Origin of the sequence: Delftia sp. Lp-1, from assembly GCF_020523835.1 — a bacterium.
Classification (GTDB): Bacteria; Pseudomonadota; Gammaproteobacteria; order Burkholderiales; family Burkholderiaceae_C; genus Comamonas; species Comamonas acidovorans.
In genome coordinates this window covers 1666845-1682858 of record NZ_JAJALJ010000001.1, presented here as the reverse complement: position 1 = coordinate 1682858, position 16014 = coordinate 1666845, and the positions used below count along the sequence as shown (strand labels likewise).

Below are 16014 nucleotides of genomic sequence, written 5' to 3'. Positions count from 1 at the left end.
GCAGAGATTTTTCAAAAATGTCTGCAAATTCCTGAAATGGCGACGATCAGCCCCCGCATCTTCTCACCCCTGATGCGTGGCGCGCACGTGGTCCAGCAAGGCCTCCAACGGATGGCGCAGCTGCCGTGCAGACAGTCGCTTGACCTGGCTGCGGCAGGAGTAGCCGGTGGCCAGCGGCTCGCCCAGGTTCTGCTTGCTCTCGACCTGTTTCTCCCATGACTGGGCATAGATGGTCTTGGAGGTTTCGAGGTTGCGCGCCTCATGCCCGTAGGTGCCCGACATGCCGCAGCAGCCCGTGGCCTCCACGCTCAGGCGCAGCCCCCGCCGCTCGAAAAGCTGCGTCCACTGCTTGCCGCTGTCGGGCGCGTTGGTCTTTTCAGTGCAGTGCGGCAGCAGCCGGTAGGCCACGCTGGCCACGCTGGTCACCGCCTCGGGCAGCACCTGCAGCAGCCACTCCTGGGGCAGCGCGACCTTCGGCACCTCGCCCATGCCCGGCACCTTAAGGTATTCCTGCCGATAGGCCAGCGTCATGGCCGGGTCCAGCCCCACCAGCGCAACGCCGGACTGCGCCAGTTGCGCCAGCTGCGCGGCATTGCGGATGGCCGCCTTGGCAAAGGCGCCCATGAATCCCTGCACATGCAGCGGCTTGCCATTGGGCAGCAGCGGCGCTAGCCAGACCTGGAATCCCAGGCGCGCCGCCAGCTCGATCAGCACCTGCAGCTGGCCGGTCTCGAAGTAGCGGGTAAAGCTGTCCTGCACGATGACCACGCTGCGCGCGCGCTGCTCAGGCGTTAGCGCGGCCAGCGCCTGCGCATCGGCCGCGCGCACCTTCCATTGCCGCAAGGTGGCAGCCAGGTCCAGCCGGCTCAGCAGCGGGCCATCGACCATGCCGATGCGACGGCTGAGCACATCGCGCATCCATGGCGAGCCCATCACCCCGTTGTAGAGCGCGGGCATGCGCGCCAGCCACGGCATGGTGAACTCCAGCGAGCCGATCAGGTAGTCGCGCACGGGCCGCAGGTAGCGGCGGTGGTACAGCTCCAGAAAGCGCGAGCGGAATTCGGGCACGTTGACCTTGACGGGACACTGCCCGGCGCAGGACTTGCAGGCCAGGCAGCCGGCCATGGCGTCATAGACCTCGTGCGAGAAATCGGCCTCGCCGCGGCGCGCCGCGCGGCTGTTGCGCCAGCGCGCAGCCAGGCTGGACAGAAAGGGCTGGGGCCGCTGCGCGACCTCCAGCACGTTCACTCCGGCCTGCCCCTGCAGGCGCAGCCATTCGCGCATCAGCGAGGCCCGGCCCTTGGGCGAATGCACGCGCTGGCGCGTGGCCTTCCAGGAAGGGCACATGGCGTCGTCCGGATCGAAGTTGTAGCAGGCGCCGTTGCCGTTGCAGTGCATGGCCGCGCCATAGCTTTGCCATACGCGCTCGTCGATCTGCCGGTCCAGCTCGCCGCGCGTGGTGACGCCGTCCACCTTGAGCAGCAAGGTCTTGCTGGCCGGCGGCGTGGCGATCTTGCCGGGGTTGAGCTGGTTGTGCGGGTCGAAGGCGGCCTTGAGCTGCTGCAGCGAGGGATACAGCTCGCCGAAGAAGGCCGGCACATATTCGGAGCGCAGGCCCTTGCCGTGCTCGCCCCACAGCAGGCCGCCATGGCGCTGCGTGAGTTCGGCCACCGCGTCGGAGATGGGGCGCACCAGGGCGGCGTCCACGGGGTTCTTCATGTCCAGGATGGGGCGCACATGCAGCACGCCGGCATCGACGTGGCCGAACATGCCGTACTGCAGGCCGTGGCTGTCCAGCAGCGCGCGGAACTCGGCAATGAACTCGGGCAGGTTCTCGGGCGGCACGGCCGTGTCTTCGACAAAGGGCTGGGGCCGCGCCTCGCCCGCCACGTTGCCCAGCAGGCCCACGGCGCGCTTGCGCATGGCATAGACGCGGTGCACCGCCGCATTGCCTGCCGCCAGCGTGTGGCCCAGCCGCTCCACCGAGGCGTCGGCGCCCAGGTGCGCGAGGAAGGCCTGCACGCTGCCATCGACCTCCTGCGGATCGTCGCCGCTGAATTCCACCAGGTTGATGCCCAGCGTGGGGCGCTGGCCGTCCTGCGGGAAGTACTCGGCCACGCTGCTCCAGACGAAGTCCTTCATGGCCAGCAACAGCACCTTGGAATCCACCGTCTCGATGGACAGCGGCCGGTGCGCCATCAGCGCGCGCGCATCGCGCAGCGCATCCATGAAGCCCGCATAGCGCACGTTGACCAGCACCGAGTACCGGGGAATGGGCAGCACGTTGAGCCGCGCCTCCACCACGAAGCCCAGCGACCCTTCGGCGCCGCACAGCACGCTGTTGAGGTTGAAGCGCCCGTCGCCTTCGCGCAGATGGGCCAGGTCATAGCCGGTGAGGCAGCGGTTGAGCTTGGGAAACCGCGCCTCGATCAACTCCGCCTGGTCCTCGCTGATGCGCCGCGCCGTGCGGTGCACCTTGCCGATGCGCCCCGAATCGGCGCACATGCGCTCCAGCGCCTCGGCATCCAGCGGCGCGCTGTGCAGGCGCTCGCCGCCGAGCAGCACGAAGTCCAGCGCCAGCACGTGGTCCCGCGTCTTGCCATAGGTGCAGCTGCCCTGCCCGCTGGCATCGGTGTTGATCATGCCGCCGATGGTGGCGCGGTTGGAGGTGGACAGCTCGGGGGCAAAGAACAGTCCGTGCGGCTTGAGCGCGGCGTTGAGCTGGTCCTTGACCACGCCTGCCTGCACGCGCACCCAGCGCTGCTCGGCATTGATTTCGAGGATGCCGTTCATGTGCCGCGACAAGTCCATGGTCACGCCATGCGTGAGCGACTGCCCGTTCGTGCCCGTGCCGCCGCCGCGCGGTGTCAGCACCACATCGCGGAACTCAGGCCGCGCCAGCACCTGCGCCGCCCTGGCCACATCCTCGGCGTGACGCGGGTAGATGGCCGCCTGCGGCATGCGCTGGTAGATGGAGTTGTCCGTGGCCAGCACGGTGCGGCTGGCATGGTCCGTGTCCACGTCGCCCTCGAAGCCGGCGGCCTTCAGCGCTTCAAGAAACTCAAGGTAATGAGCAAGCACGGGGGCGCCGGCGTGGGGCAGTGGGGCAATCGACATGGAGGGCAAGGTGGGGAGTTTTGTTGCAGGCGATCAGCCCAGGAAACCCATGCATGCAATACACGATTTCAGGCCGACCATGGCCGCAAGTATCTCTACACTCTTCCTCTGGAACAAACGAAAATTGCTGCCGTAAACACTGCATAAAACTCATGAATTACCGACGCCTGACGCCCTCCATGTCCTTGCTGCTGGTCTTCGAGGCGGCCGCCCGCCACGAAAGCTATGCGCGTGCGGCCGAGGAGCTGTCGCTCAGCCAGAGCGCCATCAGCCGGCAGGTGCAGACGCTGGAGGCGCAGCTGGGCATCAGCCTGTTCCGCCGCGAGGGGCGCACGGTGCGCCTGACCGACGTGGGGCGCCGCTACTTCATCGACCTGGGCGCCGCGCTGGGCCGCATACGCAGCGCCACCCTGCAGGCCATGTCACGCCAGTCCGGCGGTGGCACCCTCAACCTGGCCACCCTGCCCACCTTCGGCTCCAAATGGCTGCTGCCGCACCTGCATGGCTTCTACCAGGCGCAGCCCGGGGTGACGATGCACATCCACTCGCGCATCGGCGATATCGATTTCGACAGCGCAGAGATAGACGCCGCCATCACCGTGGGCACGGGAGACTGGCCCGGGCTGACCGCGCATCGCCTGTACCACGAATTTCTGGTGGCGGTGGCCAGCCCGCAGGCGCTGCAGCAGGCCGGGCAGGCAGCAGCCTCGCCGGATTGGGCTGGCCAGCAGGTGCTGCTCACGGTGGCCAGCAACCGGCAGGCCTGGAGCGAGTGGTTCACGCACTATCGGCTCGATCACCGGCAGATGCGGATAGGGCCGAGCTTCGAGCTGACCTCGCACCTGATACAGGCCGTGCTGGCAGGCATGGGCGTGGGCCTGGTGCCACGGGTACTGGTGGAAGAGGAGATAGCGCGCGGTGAGCTGCACGTGGTGGGAGACGCCATCCCCAGCCAGCGCAGCTACTACCTGGTCTATCCCGAGAGGAACGCGACACTGCCGGCGCTGGCAGCCTTCCGGCAATGGCTGCTTGAAACCTGCGCTCAGGGTTGATCTCTGCGCAATGGCCGCTCTCCTTCAGAGGTTGGCGATGGCACAAAGAAAAACGGACCACAGCCAGAAGCTGTGGTCCGTATTCATTTATGGTCGGCGTGGCGGGATTCGAACTCGCGACCCCTTGCACCCCATGCAAGTGCGCTACCAGGCTGCGCTACACGCCGAAGAATTCAATTATATACAGCTTTTTGCTCTCAAATAGAAAGCAGCGCACGAATCTGCAAAAGCTCCTCGCGCACGGCCTCCGGCTCCAGCGGAACGCTGGCCGCGGCATCGCCACCGAGCAGCGGCGCGGCAGCCGGCGCCGACACCGCGACACCGGCCTGCAGCGCGGGAACCACGGCAGACCCCGAGGCTTCGCGCAGGCGGTTGCGCGCGCCGTTGATGGTGAAGCCCTGTTCGTACAGCAGCTCACGGATGCGCCGGATCATCAGCACTTCGTGGTGCTGGTAGTAGCGGCGGTTGCCGCGCCGCTTCATGGGACGCAGCTGCGTGAACTCCTGCTCCCAATAGCGCAGCACATGCGGCTTGACGTCGCACAGATCCGCGACCTCACCGATGGTGAAGTAGCGCTTGGCGGGAATCTGGGGCAGAAGTGAAGCCATGGCAAATGTGGATGAGGTCAGGATGTGCAATGCCGCTGGTGCGCGGACGCCGATCCGGGAAGAAGGCCGAGCCTACTGCACAGCTCGCTTGCAGGCCAGCACCCTGTCGTAAAAACAGCCCATCCACCGCAAGGCAGACAGGCTGACGACAGCTGGGCCACGGCAAGCCGGACCCCGGGGACGACCCTTCAGGACGTGGAGCCCGTCGTGCCTTCCTGGATCTGCTCCTTGAGCTTGCTGCTCGCATGGAAGGTCACGACGCGGCGTGCCTCGATCGGAATGGCCTCGCCCGTGCGCGGGTTGCGCCCCGGACGCGGCGCCTTGGTGCGGATCTGGAAGTTGCCGAAGCCCGACAGCTTCACATCCTCGCCCGTCACCAGGCTTTGCGAGATCAGCTCGAAGAACGCATCCACCATTTCCTTGGATTCGCGCTTGTTCAGGCCGATCTCGTCGAACAGCAGGTCCGCCAGCTGCGCCTTGGTCAGCGCGGGCGAATCAAGACTTTCCACCGTCAGTTCCATCACGGGATCTCCTTTCACGGCATGGGCCTTCTATCAGGCGCGCAGGCGCGCGCCCAGGCGTTGCTGCAGCTGCTCGAGCACGGCCTGCACGGCCTGTTCGATCTGCACATCGGTCAGCGAGCTGTCGTCATTGCCCAGCGTCAGGCGCACAGCCAGGCTCTTTTCGTCCTGCGCCAGCGCGCCCGGTGCCGCTGTCTCGCCGGCCTTGAGCGCCTTGGGACGGAACACATCGAACAGCACGGCAGAGCGCAGCAGGCCGCCGGTCTGGGCAGCTTCCACCGCCTGCATCAGCTGGGCATGCGTGGCCTTTTCGTTCACGACCACGGCAATGTCGCGCTCCACGGCCTGGTGCTTGGCCACGGGCTTGAACACCGGCACCTCGCGCGCCAGCACGGCATCGAGCTCCAGCTCGAACAGCACGGGGGCCTGGGCCAGATCCCATTGCTGGCGCCACTGGGGATGCAGCTCGCCGATGAAGCCGATGGACTGGCCATCGAGCAGCACACGCGCGCAGCGGCCCGGGTGCATGGCCGGATGCTCGGCCGGCTCGAACACGGGCTTGCGCGGCGCCAGCAGCGCCTCGACATCGCCCTTGACGTCGTAGAAGTCCACCTTGGCTTCGGCGCGGCCCCATTGCAGCTGCTCTCCAGCACCCCAGGCCAGGCCTGCCACGCGCATGGGCTGGTAGAAGCCCTTGACCGTGGTATCGCTGTCAACAACGCTGTCATCCTTGAGGAAGACACGGCCCAGCTCGAACACGCGCACGCGCTCGGCCTTGCGGTCGGCATTGAACTTGAGCACCTGCATGAGCGAGCCGATGAGGCTGGAGCGCATCACGCTGAGCTGGCTTGCGATGGGGTTGAGCAGCTGGATGGGATTGGCATTGCCGGCCAGATCCTTCTCCCACGCGGCTTCCACAAAGCTGAAGTTGATGGTTTCCTGGTAGCCCAGATCGGCCAGCGCGCGGCGCACGGCGAACTGGCTGCGGCGGTTTTCGGCGCGCAGCTTGGGCGCAATGGGCGCCAGCGGCTTGGTCGTGGGCAGGTTCTCGTAACCCACCATGCGCGCCACTTCCTCGACCAGGTCTTCTTCGATGTTGATGTCGAAGCGGAAGCTGGGCGGCGTGACGGTGAGCACGCCATCGCCCTGCTCCACCGGCAGGCCCAGGCCGGCCAGCGCATCGTGGCACTGCTGCTGCGTGAGCGGCATGCCGATGACCTTGGCCGCACGCGCCACGCGCAGCGTGACGGGCTTGGGCTGGGGCATATTGGACTTCTGGTCGTCAATGGGGCCGCAGACGGTCTCGGGCGTGCCGCAGATCTGCAGCACCAGCTCGGTGATGCGCTCGATGTGCTCAACCGTCAGTTCAGGATCGACACCCCGCTCGAAGCGGTGGCCCGCATCAGTGGAGAAGTTGTAGCGGCGCGAACGGCCGGCAATCGACTTGGGCCACCAGAATGCGGCCTCGATGTAGATGTGGCGCGTGTCGTCGGACACGGCCGTGGCGTCGCCGCCCATGATGCCGGCCAGCGACTCGACTTCGCGCTCATCGGCGATCACGCCCACCTGTCCATCCACGGTGACGGTGTTGCCGTTGAGCAGCTTGAGCTGCTCGCCTTCCTTACCCCAGCGCACCTGCAGGCCGTCGTGGATCTTGTCCAGGTCGAAGATGTGCGAAGGACGGCCCAGCTCGAACATCACATAGTTGGAGATGTCCACCAGCGGCGCCACGCTGCGCTGGCCGCAGCGCGCCAGGCGATCGACCATCCACTGCGGCGTCTTCGCCTGGGTGTTGACATTGCGCACCACGCGGCCCGAGAAGCGGCCGCACAGGTCGGGCGCCTCGATCTTCACGGCCAGCTTGTCCTGCACGCCCACGGCGGCAGGCGTGAACGACTGGGGCTTGAGCGGGGCGCCGGTCAGCGCAGCCACTTCGCGCGCCACGCCATAGACACTCAGGCAATGCGCCAGGTTGGGCGTGAGCTTGAGCGTGAGCAGCGTGTCATCCAGGTTCAGGTATTCGCGGATGTTCTGGCCCAGGGGTGCGTCCAGCGGCAACTCCATCAGGCCGCCATGGTCCTCGGACAGCTTGAGCTCGCGTGCCGAGCACAGCATGCCGAAGCTCTCCACACCGCGCAGCTTGCCGATCTTGATCAGGAAAGGCTTGCCATCTTCACCGGGCGGCAGCTCGGCGCCCACCGTGGCGCAGGGCACGCGGATGCCCACGCGCGCGTTGGGCGCGCCGCAGACGATGGTCAGCAGCTCGGGTCCGCCCACATCGACCTGGCACACGCGCAGGCGATCGGCATTGGGGTGCTGCTCGGCAGCCTTGATCTCACCGACGACGATCTTGGTGAACGGCGGCGCCACGGGCTCCAGCTCCTCCACCTCCAGGCCGGCCATGGTCAGGGTGTCGGCCAGTTCTTGGGTGGTCAGCGGCGGATTGCAGAACTCGCGCAGCCAGGATTCGGGAAATTGCATATCAGACTCTTTGGCGTTGGTTCAGTCCGCGCGCCGTGGCGCTGGCGGACTCTTTGGCGAAGGCTTGCAGCCGGATCAACGGAATTGCGACAGGAAGCGGATATCGCCGTCAAAAAACAGTCGCAGATCGTTGACGCCATAGCGCAGCATGGTCAGGCGGTCAGGCCCCATGCCAAAGGCAAAGCCGATGTACTTTTCGGGGTCCAGCCCCATGTTGCGCACCACGTTGGGGTGCACCTGGCCGGAGCCGGCCACTTCCAACCAGCGGCCGGCCAACGGGCCGCTCTGGAACTGGATGTCGATCTCGGCGCTGGGCTCGGTGAAGGGGAAGAAGCTGGGGCGAAAGCGCAGCACCAGGTCGTCGCTCTCGAAGAAGGTCTTGCAGAAGTCGGTGAAGACCACCTTCAGGTCCTTGAAGCTGACGTTCTCGCCGATCCACAGGCCTTCGCACTGGTGGAACATGGGCGAGTGCGTGGCATCGCTGTCCACGCGGTAGGTGCGGCCCGGCGCGATCACGCGGATCTCGGGCATGCCCTGGCCGGCGTCGAGCCGCTCACGGTATTTCTTGACGTGCTGTACAGCGTGGCGCACCTGCATCGGGCTGGTGTGCGTGCGCAGCAGATTGGGAGCCTGCTCCGTGCCGCCTTCCACGTAGAAGGTGTCGTGCATGGAACGGGCGGGATGGTCTTCCGGCGTGTTCAGCGCCGTGAAGTTGAACCAGTCGGACTCGATCTCGGGGCCCTCGGCCACATCGAAACCCATGGAGCCGAAGATGCCCTCGATGCGCTCCAGCGTCAGCGACACGGGGTGCAGGCCACCCTGGCCACGGCGGCGGCCCGGCAAGGTCACATCCAGCACCTCGGCCTTCAGGTGGGCCTGCAGTTCGGCATCGGCCAGGGCCTTGCGGCGCGCTGTCAGCGCGGCCTCGATGCCTTGCTTGGCCACGTTGATGGCGGCTCCGCGCGACTTCTTCTCTTCGACGGAAAGCTGCGCCATGCCCTTCATGAGCTCGGTCACCTTGCCCGACTTGCCCAGAAACTGCGCCTTGGCGTTTTCCAGATCAGCGGGGGTTTGTGCCTGCGCGAACAGCTGCTGCGCGCTCTCGACCAGAGAATCCAACTCGTTCATATCGACTCTTTATCGACTGTGAAAAGAAACAAGGGCTAGCAGCCTTTTCAAGCCCTAGCCCTTGCTGTTTGCGCTGCAGACCATCACGAGGATGGCCGCAGACCGTTATCTCAAGCAGCCAGCTTGGCCTTGACTTGATCAACGATGCTGCTAAACGCAGCCTTGTCGTGCACCGCGATATCGGCCAGCATCTTGCGGTCGATCTCGATGGCTGCCTTCTTCAGGCCGTTGGCGAACTGGCTGTAGGTCAGGCCCAGTTCACGTGCAGCGGCGTTGATACGGGCGATCCACAGACGGCGGAACACGCGCTTCTTGGCACGGCGGTCACGGTAGGCATATTGCCCAGCCTTCATCACCGCCTGCTTGGCGATGCGGAAGACATTGCCGCGGCGGCCGCGGAAACCCTTGGAAAGGGCCAGAACTTTTTTGTGACGGGCGCGGGCCGTTACACCACGTTTGACGCGAGGCATGTGTTTTCTCCTTGTTCGTCAGTGAATTACAGGCCAGCCATCGGCAGCATTTGTGCGATAGAGCCCATGTTGGTCTCATGCACAGACACTGCACCACGCAGGTGACGCTTGTTCTTGGTGGTCTTCTTGGTCAAGATGTGACGCTTGAAGGCTTGACCGCGCTTGACGGTGCCACCGGGACGAACGCGAAAACGCTTCTTCGCGCTGCTCTTGGTCTTCATTTTGGGCATTTGAATGCTCCTGTTGTTTGTGCTCGTGAGGCGGCTCGCAACACTGCGCGCACTTGCTGGCCCCGAGACACTTCTGTGCCAGCCCGGAGGCCGGCAAGAACAAGGGACATGGAAACCATGTCCCTTGCATCGCACGCCACGCGCAATCAACTCGCGCACGGCCTGCAAATTCTGTCGCCCCTCAACGAAGGGCGAAACCGCGATTATGCCTTATCAGCCACCGCAGGTGCAGCAGAAACTTCTGCCGGCTTGCCGCCAGCGGTAGGCTTCTTGCGCGCAGGGGCGATCATCATCACCATCTGGCGGCCTTCCAGCTTGGGGAACTGCTCCACCTGGATGGAATCCGCCAGATCGTCACGCAGACGGTTCAGCAGGTCCAGACCAATCTGCTGGTGCGTGATTTCACGGCCGCGGAACCGCAGCGTGATCTTGCACTTGTCACCATCGGCCAGGAAACGGCGGATGTTGCGCAGCTTGATGTTGTAGTCGCCGTCGTCGGTACCAGGGCGGAATTTCACTTCCTTGATTTCGATGACGGTCTGCTTGGCCTTGGCTTCGGCAGCCTTCTTCTGTTCAAGGTACTTGAACTTGCCATAGTCCATCAACCGGCAGACAGGTGGAGTGGCAGTGGCGGCGATTTCCACCAGGTCCACGTCCAGCTCGCCCGCCATGCGCAGCGCTTCCTGCAGAGGCACGATGCCCAGCGGCTCGTTCTCCGGGCCGGACAGACGCACTTCAGGCGCCATGATTTCACGGTTGAGACGATGCTTGCGCTCTTCACGGTGGCGCCGATCACGAAATTCAGTAGCTATGGTTCTCACCCTTGGATTTAAGTTGCTACAACAGCGTAGCCGCTTGTGTGCAATACACGCATGCGGCTACCGCCTTTGGAGATGCTCCATCAGGCCTTCGCCGCGATGTCCTTGGCCACGAGTTCAATGAACGCATCGACCGACATCACACCGAGGTCCTTGTTGCCCCGTGCGCGCACTGCCACTGCACCAGCGGCCTTCTCCTTGTCGCCAGCAACAAGGATGTAAGGCAGCTTTTGCAACGAATGCTCCCGTATTTTATACGTAATCTTTTCGTTGCGCAGATCTGTCGCCACCCTAAGGCCTTGATTCGGAAATGCTTTTTGCAGCTTTTGTGCGACTTCCCGCACATAGTCCGCCTGCGCGTCGGTGATATTGAGCACGGCGGCCTGCACGGGAGCCAGCCAGGTCGGCATGGCGCCAGCGTGCTGCTCGATGAGAATGCCGATGAAACGCTCCAGGCTGCCGACGATGGCACGGTGCAGCATCACGGGGCGATGGCGGTCGCCGTCCTCGCCCACGTACTCCGCATCCAGGCGCTCGGGCATGGAGAAATCCACCTGGATGGTTCCGCACTGCCACTGGCGGCCGATGGCGTCCTTGAGCGTGTACTCGATCTTGGGGCCGTAGAACGCGCCATCGCCGGGCGAGATCACGTACTCGCAGCCCGAAGCCTCCAGGCTGTTGATCAGCGCAGCTTCTGCCTTGTCCCAGCTTTCATCAGAGCCGATGCGCGCCTCGGGGCGCGTGGCGACCTTGTAGATGATGTCGCTGAAGCCGAAGTCCGCATAGACCTTTTGCAGCAGCGTGGTGAAGGCCAGCACTTCGGGCTGGATCTGGTCTTCCGTGCAAAAGACGTGGCCGTCATCCTGCGTGAAGCCGCGCACGCGCATGATGCCGTGCAGGCCGCCCGTGGGCTCGTTGCGGTGGCACTGGCCGAATTCGCCGTAGCGCAGCGGCAGGTCGCGGTAGCTCTTGATGCCCTGCTTGAAGATCAGGATGTGGCCGGGGCAGTTCATCGGCTTGAGCGCGTAGTCGCGCTTTTCCGACTCGGTCGTGAACATGTTCTCGCGGTACTTGTCCCAGTGACCGGTCTTCTCCCACAGGGTCTTGTCCAGGATCTGCGGACCTTTGACTTCCTGATAGCCGTTGTCGCGGTACACGCGGCGCATGTACTGCTCCACCTCTTGCCACAGGGACCAGCCCTTCGGGTGCCAGAACACGGTGCCCGGCGAATGCTCGTCGATGTGGAACAGGTCCAGTTCACGGCCCAGCTTGCGGTGGTCGCGCTTTTCAGCCTCCTCCAGCATGTGCAGGTACTGCTGCAGGTCGTCCTTCGATGCCCAGGCCGTGCCGTACACGCGCTGCAGCATCTCGTTGCGATGGTCGCCACGCCAGTAGGCGCCAGCCACCTTCATCAGCTTGAAGAACTTGAGCTTGCCGGTGCTGGGCACGTGCGGGCCGCGGCACAGATCCTCGAAGCTGCCTTCGCGGTACAGGCTCACATCCTCATTGGAGGGGATGCTGGCGATGATCTCGGCCTTGTAGTTCTCGCCGATGCCCTTGAAGTACGCAACGGCCTCGTCGCGCGGCAGCACGCGGCGCACCACGGGCTCGTCCTTGGCGGCCAGTTCGGCCATGCGCTTTTCGATGGCGACCAGGTCCTCGGGCGTGAAGGGGCGCTTGTACGAGAAGTCGTAGTAGAAGCCGTTCTCGATCACGGGACCGATGGTGACCTGGGCCTCCGGGAACAGTTCCTTGACGGCATAGGCCAGCAAGTGGGCCGTGGAATGGCGGATCACCTCCAGGCCATCGGCGTCCTTGGCCGTCACGATGGACAAGGGCATGTCCTTGTCGATGACGAAGCTGGTATCCACCACCTTGGCGTCGTCGCCCGTGCCAACCTTGCCAGCCAGTGCAGCCTTGGCAAGGCCCGTGCCTATGGATGCGGCCACTTCGGCCACGGTGACCGGGCCGGGGTACTCACGTTGCGAACCATCGGGAAGCGTAATGTGGATCATGGGATTCCTAAAATATTTCTCAGGGGGCGCGCATCCCCCAAAAGCAAAAAGCGCGGAGCCAGGTCCGCGCTTTCTTGGGGTCGAGTGAATCTCGTGCAGGCGCGAACCGCCAGCCGCTAGCGGCCGGTGTACATCTCCGATGTAGTTCGCGGTGTCATAACCATGATGCCTTTCTCGCCCTTGTCAGTTGTTGTCAATTGAAAACTTCCGCCATTTTAACCCCAGCAAAGAAAAAGCGCCCGAAGCACAAGGCTCCGGACGCTTTCTCACCCCTATCTACCTGAAGTTGCACTCACCGAAGCCGCGCTTCAGTGGAATTGCTCCTCTTCCGTGGAGCCGGTCAGTGCCTTGACGCTGGACGAGCCACCCTGGATCACCGTGGTCACATCGTCGAAGTAGCCCGCACCCACTTCCTGCTGGTGCGACACGAAGGTGTAGCCTTGTTCGCGGGCTGCGAATTCGGGCTCCTGCACCATGTTCACGTAGTGCTTCATGCCTTCGCCGTTGGCGTAGGCGTGGGCAAACTTGAACGTGTTGAACCAGTTGATGTGAATGCCAGCCAGCGTGATGAACTGGAACTTGTAGCCCAGCGCAGACAGGTCTTCCTGGAAGGAGGCGATCTGGCTGTCGTTGAGGTTCTTCTTCCAGTTGAACGAAGGCGAGCAGTTGTAGCTCAGCAGCTTGCCTGGGCAGGCGGCATGCACGGCCTGGGCGAACTCGCGGGCAAAGCCGATGTCGGGCACGCCGGTTTCGCACCACACCAGGTCGGCATAGGGCGCATAGGCCACACCGCGGCTGATGGACTGCTCCATGCCATTGCGGACACGGTAGAAACCTTCCTGCGTGCGCTCGCCGGTCAGGAACGGCTTGTCGTTGGCGTCGTGATCCGAGGTGATCAGGTTGGCGGCTTCAGCATCGGTGCGGGCCAGCACAATGGTAGGCACGCCCATCACGTCAGCGGCAAAGCGGGCGGAGATCAGCTTCTCGACGGCTTCCTGGGTGGGCACCAGAACCTTGCCACCCATGTGGCCGCACTTCTTCACGGCAGCCAGTTGGTCCTCGAAGTGCACGCCGGCTGCGCCAGCGGCAATCATGTTCTTCATCAGTTCGAACGCGTTGAGCACGCCGCCAAAACCGGCTTCCGCATCGGCAACGATAGGCAGGAAGTAATCGATGAATTCCTTGTCGCCGGGATTGATGCCACGGCCCCACTGGATTTCGTCGGCACGCTTGAAGGTGTTGTTGATGCGGCGCACCATGGTGGGCACCGAGTCATAGGCGTACAGCGACTGGTCGGGGTACATGGTTTCGCTGGTGTTGCCATCGGCAGCCACCTGCCAGCCCGACAGGTACACCGCCTCCAGGCCGGCCTTGGCCTGTTGCATGGCCTGGCCTGCGGAGATGGCGCCAAAGGCATTCACATAGCCTTTCTTGGCACCGCCGTTGATCCTGTCCCAGAGCAGTTCCGCGCCGCGCTGGGCCAGCGTGTACTCGGGCTGCAGGCTGCCGCGCAGACGCACCACATCGGCGGCGCTGTAGCCGCGCTTGACGCCCTTCCAACGGGGGTTTTGCGCCCAGTCTTTCTCAAGGGCGGAAATCTGCTGTTCACGGCTCAGTTGCTGGGTCAGGGATTGGGGCATGTTGCTCTCCTGGGAGGTGGTTGAAACAAGCGGCTTTCTTGCGTCGGCCTTGGGATCAAATTTAAGTCTTATAGAAGACTTCATCAACATCTTGTGTCTTATACAAGACTAAATTTTTTACCATATAAATCAACAATTTATTTTCATATTTTTCAATATGAAATCACATTTCTCGTATTGAGAAAAATTGGCGCAATGCAGCATTCCAATATTTCACAATGCGAAACATGGATTCCATGCCATGAAAAGTCACCACAGCATGGCAAGCGTCCGCGACAGGCACATGTCACGCACACCGGACGCGCTCACAGGTACCATCGCGCGTTCAGGCGGCGCTCCCGCCTCTCAAACCAGCACTTGCCGTGAACACCTCCCATCGCAGATCTGCCTATGCCTGCTTGGCGCTGAGCATGTCCCTGGTCGGCAGCTATGTCGCCCTCTCCAAGCCTCTGGCGGCCATTTTTCCGGTGCTGCTGCTGGCCTGGCTGCGCTTTGGCATCGGGGCCATCGCCATGCTGCGCTGGCTGCGCAAGCCGGCTGACGAGGCACCCCTGTCTCGGCGCACGCAGGGCCTGCTGTTTCTTGAGTCGCTGTTCGGCAACTTTCTCTTCACCATCTGCATGGTGACTGGAGTGAGCCTGACAAGCGCCGTCACGGCCGGCGTGACCATGGCTGCCATCCCTGCTGCCGTGGCCTTGATGAGCTGGCTGTTTCTGCGCGAGCGCGTGGCTGCGCGCACCTGGCTGGCCATTGCGCTGGCCGTGGCCGGCATCGGCCTGTATGCACTGTCCCGCCCGGACGCTGGCGCCGACTCGGCAGCATCAGCCTCACCGCAGGCGTGGCTGGGGCAGATGCTGCTGGTCGGCGCCGTGCTTTGCGAGGCGTTCTACGCCGTCATCGGCAAGCGCCTGACCACGTCCCTGGGGCCCAAGCGCATCACATCCATCGTCAATCTCTGGGGATTTGCGCTGTCAACGCCCTTCGGGCTGTATCTGGCGTGGCGCTTCGACTTCGGCAGCGTGGCATGGAGCATCTGGGGTCTGTTGCTGTTCTACGCCCTTGCCGCCTGCGTGTGGACCGTGTGGTTGTGGATGACAGGCTTGCGCAACGTGCCAGCCTCCCAGGCCGGCACCTTTACGGTACTGCTGCCGATCAGCGCTGCCGTGGTCGGCATGTGCGTGCTGGGAGAACGGGTCACATCCATGCAGACGCTGGCCTTTGCGATCGCCCTGCTGGGCATTCTCGTGGCCACCTGGCCGGGCAGAAAACGCCTTGCACAACACCCTTCCGCGAGCGGTGCCAGCCCCTTCTGAAAACGTTGACGCCGACGGCCAACCTGCCAGTGCGGCCCTCGAAAGCGGGCCAGAATGCAAAAACTCCTCAAAAAACAGCGCCACAGCAACAAATCGAGGCAAAAATTTGACGGGTAAGCTTGGAAGAGCGTTTTTTTCCCATTAGCATCAGCCTGCCAGTGGATAGCGACGGTTTTTCGCTGGTAAAGAATCCACTCCATACTAGGAACAAGCAACATGGCAACTGCAAAGAAGGCAACGGCTGCTCCGGCAGCTCCCGCAAAGAAGCGCACTCCCAACGCCGCCTTCATGAAACCCCTCACCCCCAGCCCCGCTCTGGCTGCCGTGGTGGGTTCCACTCCCCTGCCCCGCACCGAGATCATCAGCAAGCTGTGGGTCTACATCAAGGCCAACAAGCTGCAAGACGCTGCCAACAAGCGCATGATCAACGCCGACGCGAAGCTCAAGGAAGTGTTCGGCAAGCCCCAAGTCTCGATGTTCGAGATGGCTGGCCTGATCGGCAAGCACGTCAAGTAATCCTCGGGCCTGCGCCACGACGGATGAAAGCCGGCCCCTGGGCCGGCTTTTCTTTTTTCCGGGATGCCATCTCCTCTTCTTGCCGGAGATGCTGCACACCGACAA

At 63.6% G+C, this 16014-nt stretch carries 13 protein-coding genes and 1 tRNA gene; 3 read left to right on the top strand and 11 right to left on the bottom strand.

The genetic code is table 11. The annotated features are described in order from the left end of the window. Positions 1–63: 63 nt before the first annotated feature. Positions 64–3117: a D-2-hydroxyglutarate dehydrogenase YdiJ gene (gene ydiJ / locus LGR64_RS07415; RefSeq protein ID WP_141831227.1), complete on the bottom strand. Its 3054-nt coding sequence runs from the start codon at positions 3115–3117 to the stop codon at positions 64–66. 53 nt (positions 3118–3170) lie between these two features. Between ydiJ and LGR64_RS07410 the strand changes: the two genes are divergently transcribed. Beyond that, complete coding sequence (locus LGR64_RS07410) at positions 3171–4169, top strand: LysR substrate-binding domain-containing protein (RefSeq protein WP_082138189.1); 999 nt, start codon at positions 3171–3173, stop codon at positions 4167–4169. Positions 4170–4259: 90 nt separating this feature from the next. Here the strand turns inward: LGR64_RS07410 and LGR64_RS07405 are convergent. The 10 genes from LGR64_RS07405 to aceA form a co-directional block, all read right to left on the bottom strand. Next, positions 4260–4336, bottom strand: a tRNA-Pro gene (locus tag LGR64_RS07405). A 30-nt stretch (positions 4337–4366) separates the two neighbouring features. Next, on the bottom strand, positions 4367–4777 hold the full coding sequence (locus LGR64_RS07400) for a MerR family transcriptional regulator (RefSeq protein WP_016453295.1): 411 nt from the start codon (positions 4775–4777) through the stop codon (positions 4367–4369). 188 nt (positions 4778–4965) lie between these two features. Further along, positions 4966–5298, bottom strand: coding sequence for an integration host factor subunit alpha (locus LGR64_RS07395; protein WP_088164239.1), 333 nt, complete (start codon positions 5296–5298; stop codon positions 4966–4968). Between the two features lie 33 nt (positions 5299–5331). Then, positions 5332–7779 (bottom strand): phenylalanine--tRNA ligase subunit beta, encoded by a 2448-nt coding sequence (gene pheT, locus LGR64_RS07390; RefSeq protein ID WP_141831225.1) that lies wholly within the window; start codon positions 7777–7779, stop codon positions 5332–5334. A gap of 75 nt (positions 7780–7854) precedes the next feature. Beyond that, on the bottom strand, positions 7855–8907 hold the full coding sequence (gene pheS / locus LGR64_RS07385) for a phenylalanine--tRNA ligase subunit alpha (protein WP_012206411.1): 1053 nt from the start codon (positions 8905–8907) through the stop codon (positions 7855–7857). A 110-nt stretch (positions 8908–9017) separates the two neighbouring features. Continuing rightward, complete coding sequence (gene rplT, locus LGR64_RS07380) at positions 9018–9377, bottom strand: 50S ribosomal protein L20 (RefSeq protein WP_012206412.1); 360 nt, start codon at positions 9375–9377, stop codon at positions 9018–9020. 26 nt (positions 9378–9403) lie between these two features. Further along, on the bottom strand, positions 9404–9607 hold the full coding sequence (gene rpmI, locus LGR64_RS07375) for a 50S ribosomal protein L35 (protein WP_012206413.1): 204 nt from the start codon (positions 9605–9607) through the stop codon (positions 9404–9406). 203 nt (positions 9608–9810) lie between these two features. After that, positions 9811–10428: a translation initiation factor IF-3 gene (gene infC, locus LGR64_RS07370; RefSeq protein WP_012206414.1), complete on the bottom strand. Its 618-nt coding sequence runs from the start codon at positions 10426–10428 to the stop codon at positions 9811–9813. 80 nt (positions 10429–10508) lie between these two features. Then, positions 10509–12440, bottom strand: a complete 1932-nt coding sequence (gene thrS, locus LGR64_RS07365) for a threonine--tRNA ligase (RefSeq protein WP_013801676.1) — start codon at positions 12438–12440, stop codon at positions 10509–10511. 308 nt (positions 12441–12748) lie between these two features. After that, a complete protein-coding gene (aceA, locus tag LGR64_RS07360; protein WP_013801675.1) occupies positions 12749–14080 on the bottom strand; it encodes an isocitrate lyase in 1332 nt (443 codons plus the stop codon). A gap of 362 nt (positions 14081–14442) precedes the next feature. On the opposite strand from aceA, the gene LGR64_RS07355 reads away from it, so the two are divergent. After that, positions 14443–15393: a DMT family transporter gene (locus LGR64_RS07355; protein WP_230355166.1), complete on the top strand. Its 951-nt coding sequence runs from the start codon at positions 14443–14445 to the stop codon at positions 15391–15393. A 216-nt stretch (positions 15394–15609) separates the two neighbouring features. Then, entirely contained in the window at positions 15610–15909 is a 300-nt protein-coding gene (locus LGR64_RS07350) for an SWIB/MDM2 domain-containing protein (protein ID WP_012206418.1), read from the top strand. Positions 15910–16014 lie beyond the last annotated feature (105 nt).

Excerpts from the sequence above, each read along its gene's own strand:
- ydiJ (WP_141831227.1), bottom strand. The coding sequence starts at position 3,117 with ATGTCGATTGCCCCACTGCCCCACGCCGGCGCCCCCGTGCTTGCTCAT.
- LGR64_RS07410 (WP_082138189.1), top strand. The coding sequence starts at position 3,171 with ATGCAATACACGATTTCAGGCCGACCATGGCCGCAAGTATCTCTACAC.
- LGR64_RS07400 (WP_016453295.1), bottom strand. The coding sequence starts at position 4,777 with ATGGCTTCACTTCTGCCCCAGATTCCCGCCAAGCGCTACTTCACCATC.
- LGR64_RS07395 (WP_088164239.1), bottom strand. The coding sequence starts at position 5,298 with ATGGAACTGACGGTGGAAAGTCTTGATTCGCCCGCGCTGACCAAGGCG.
- pheT (WP_141831225.1), bottom strand. The coding sequence starts at position 7,779 with ATGCAATTTCCCGAATCCTGGCTGCGCGAGTTCTGCAATCCGCCGCTG.
- pheS (WP_012206411.1), bottom strand. The coding sequence starts at position 8,907 with ATGAACGAGTTGGATTCTCTGGTCGAGAGCGCGCAGCAGCTGTTCGCG.
- rplT (WP_012206412.1), bottom strand. The coding sequence starts at position 9,377 with ATGCCTCGCGTCAAACGTGGTGTAACGGCCCGCGCCCGTCACAAAAAA.
- rpmI (WP_012206413.1), bottom strand. The coding sequence starts at position 9,607 with ATGCCCAAAATGAAGACCAAGAGCAGCGCGAAGAAGCGTTTTCGCGTT.
- thrS (WP_013801676.1), bottom strand. The coding sequence starts at position 12,440 with ATGATCCACATTACGCTTCCCGATGGTTCGCAACGTGAGTACCCCGGC.
- aceA (WP_013801675.1), bottom strand. The coding sequence starts at position 14,080 with ATGCCCCAATCCCTGACCCAGCAACTGAGCCGTGAACAGCAGATTTCC.
- LGR64_RS07350 (WP_012206418.1), top strand. The coding sequence starts at position 15,610 with ATGGCAACTGCAAAGAAGGCAACGGCTGCTCCGGCAGCTCCCGCAAAG.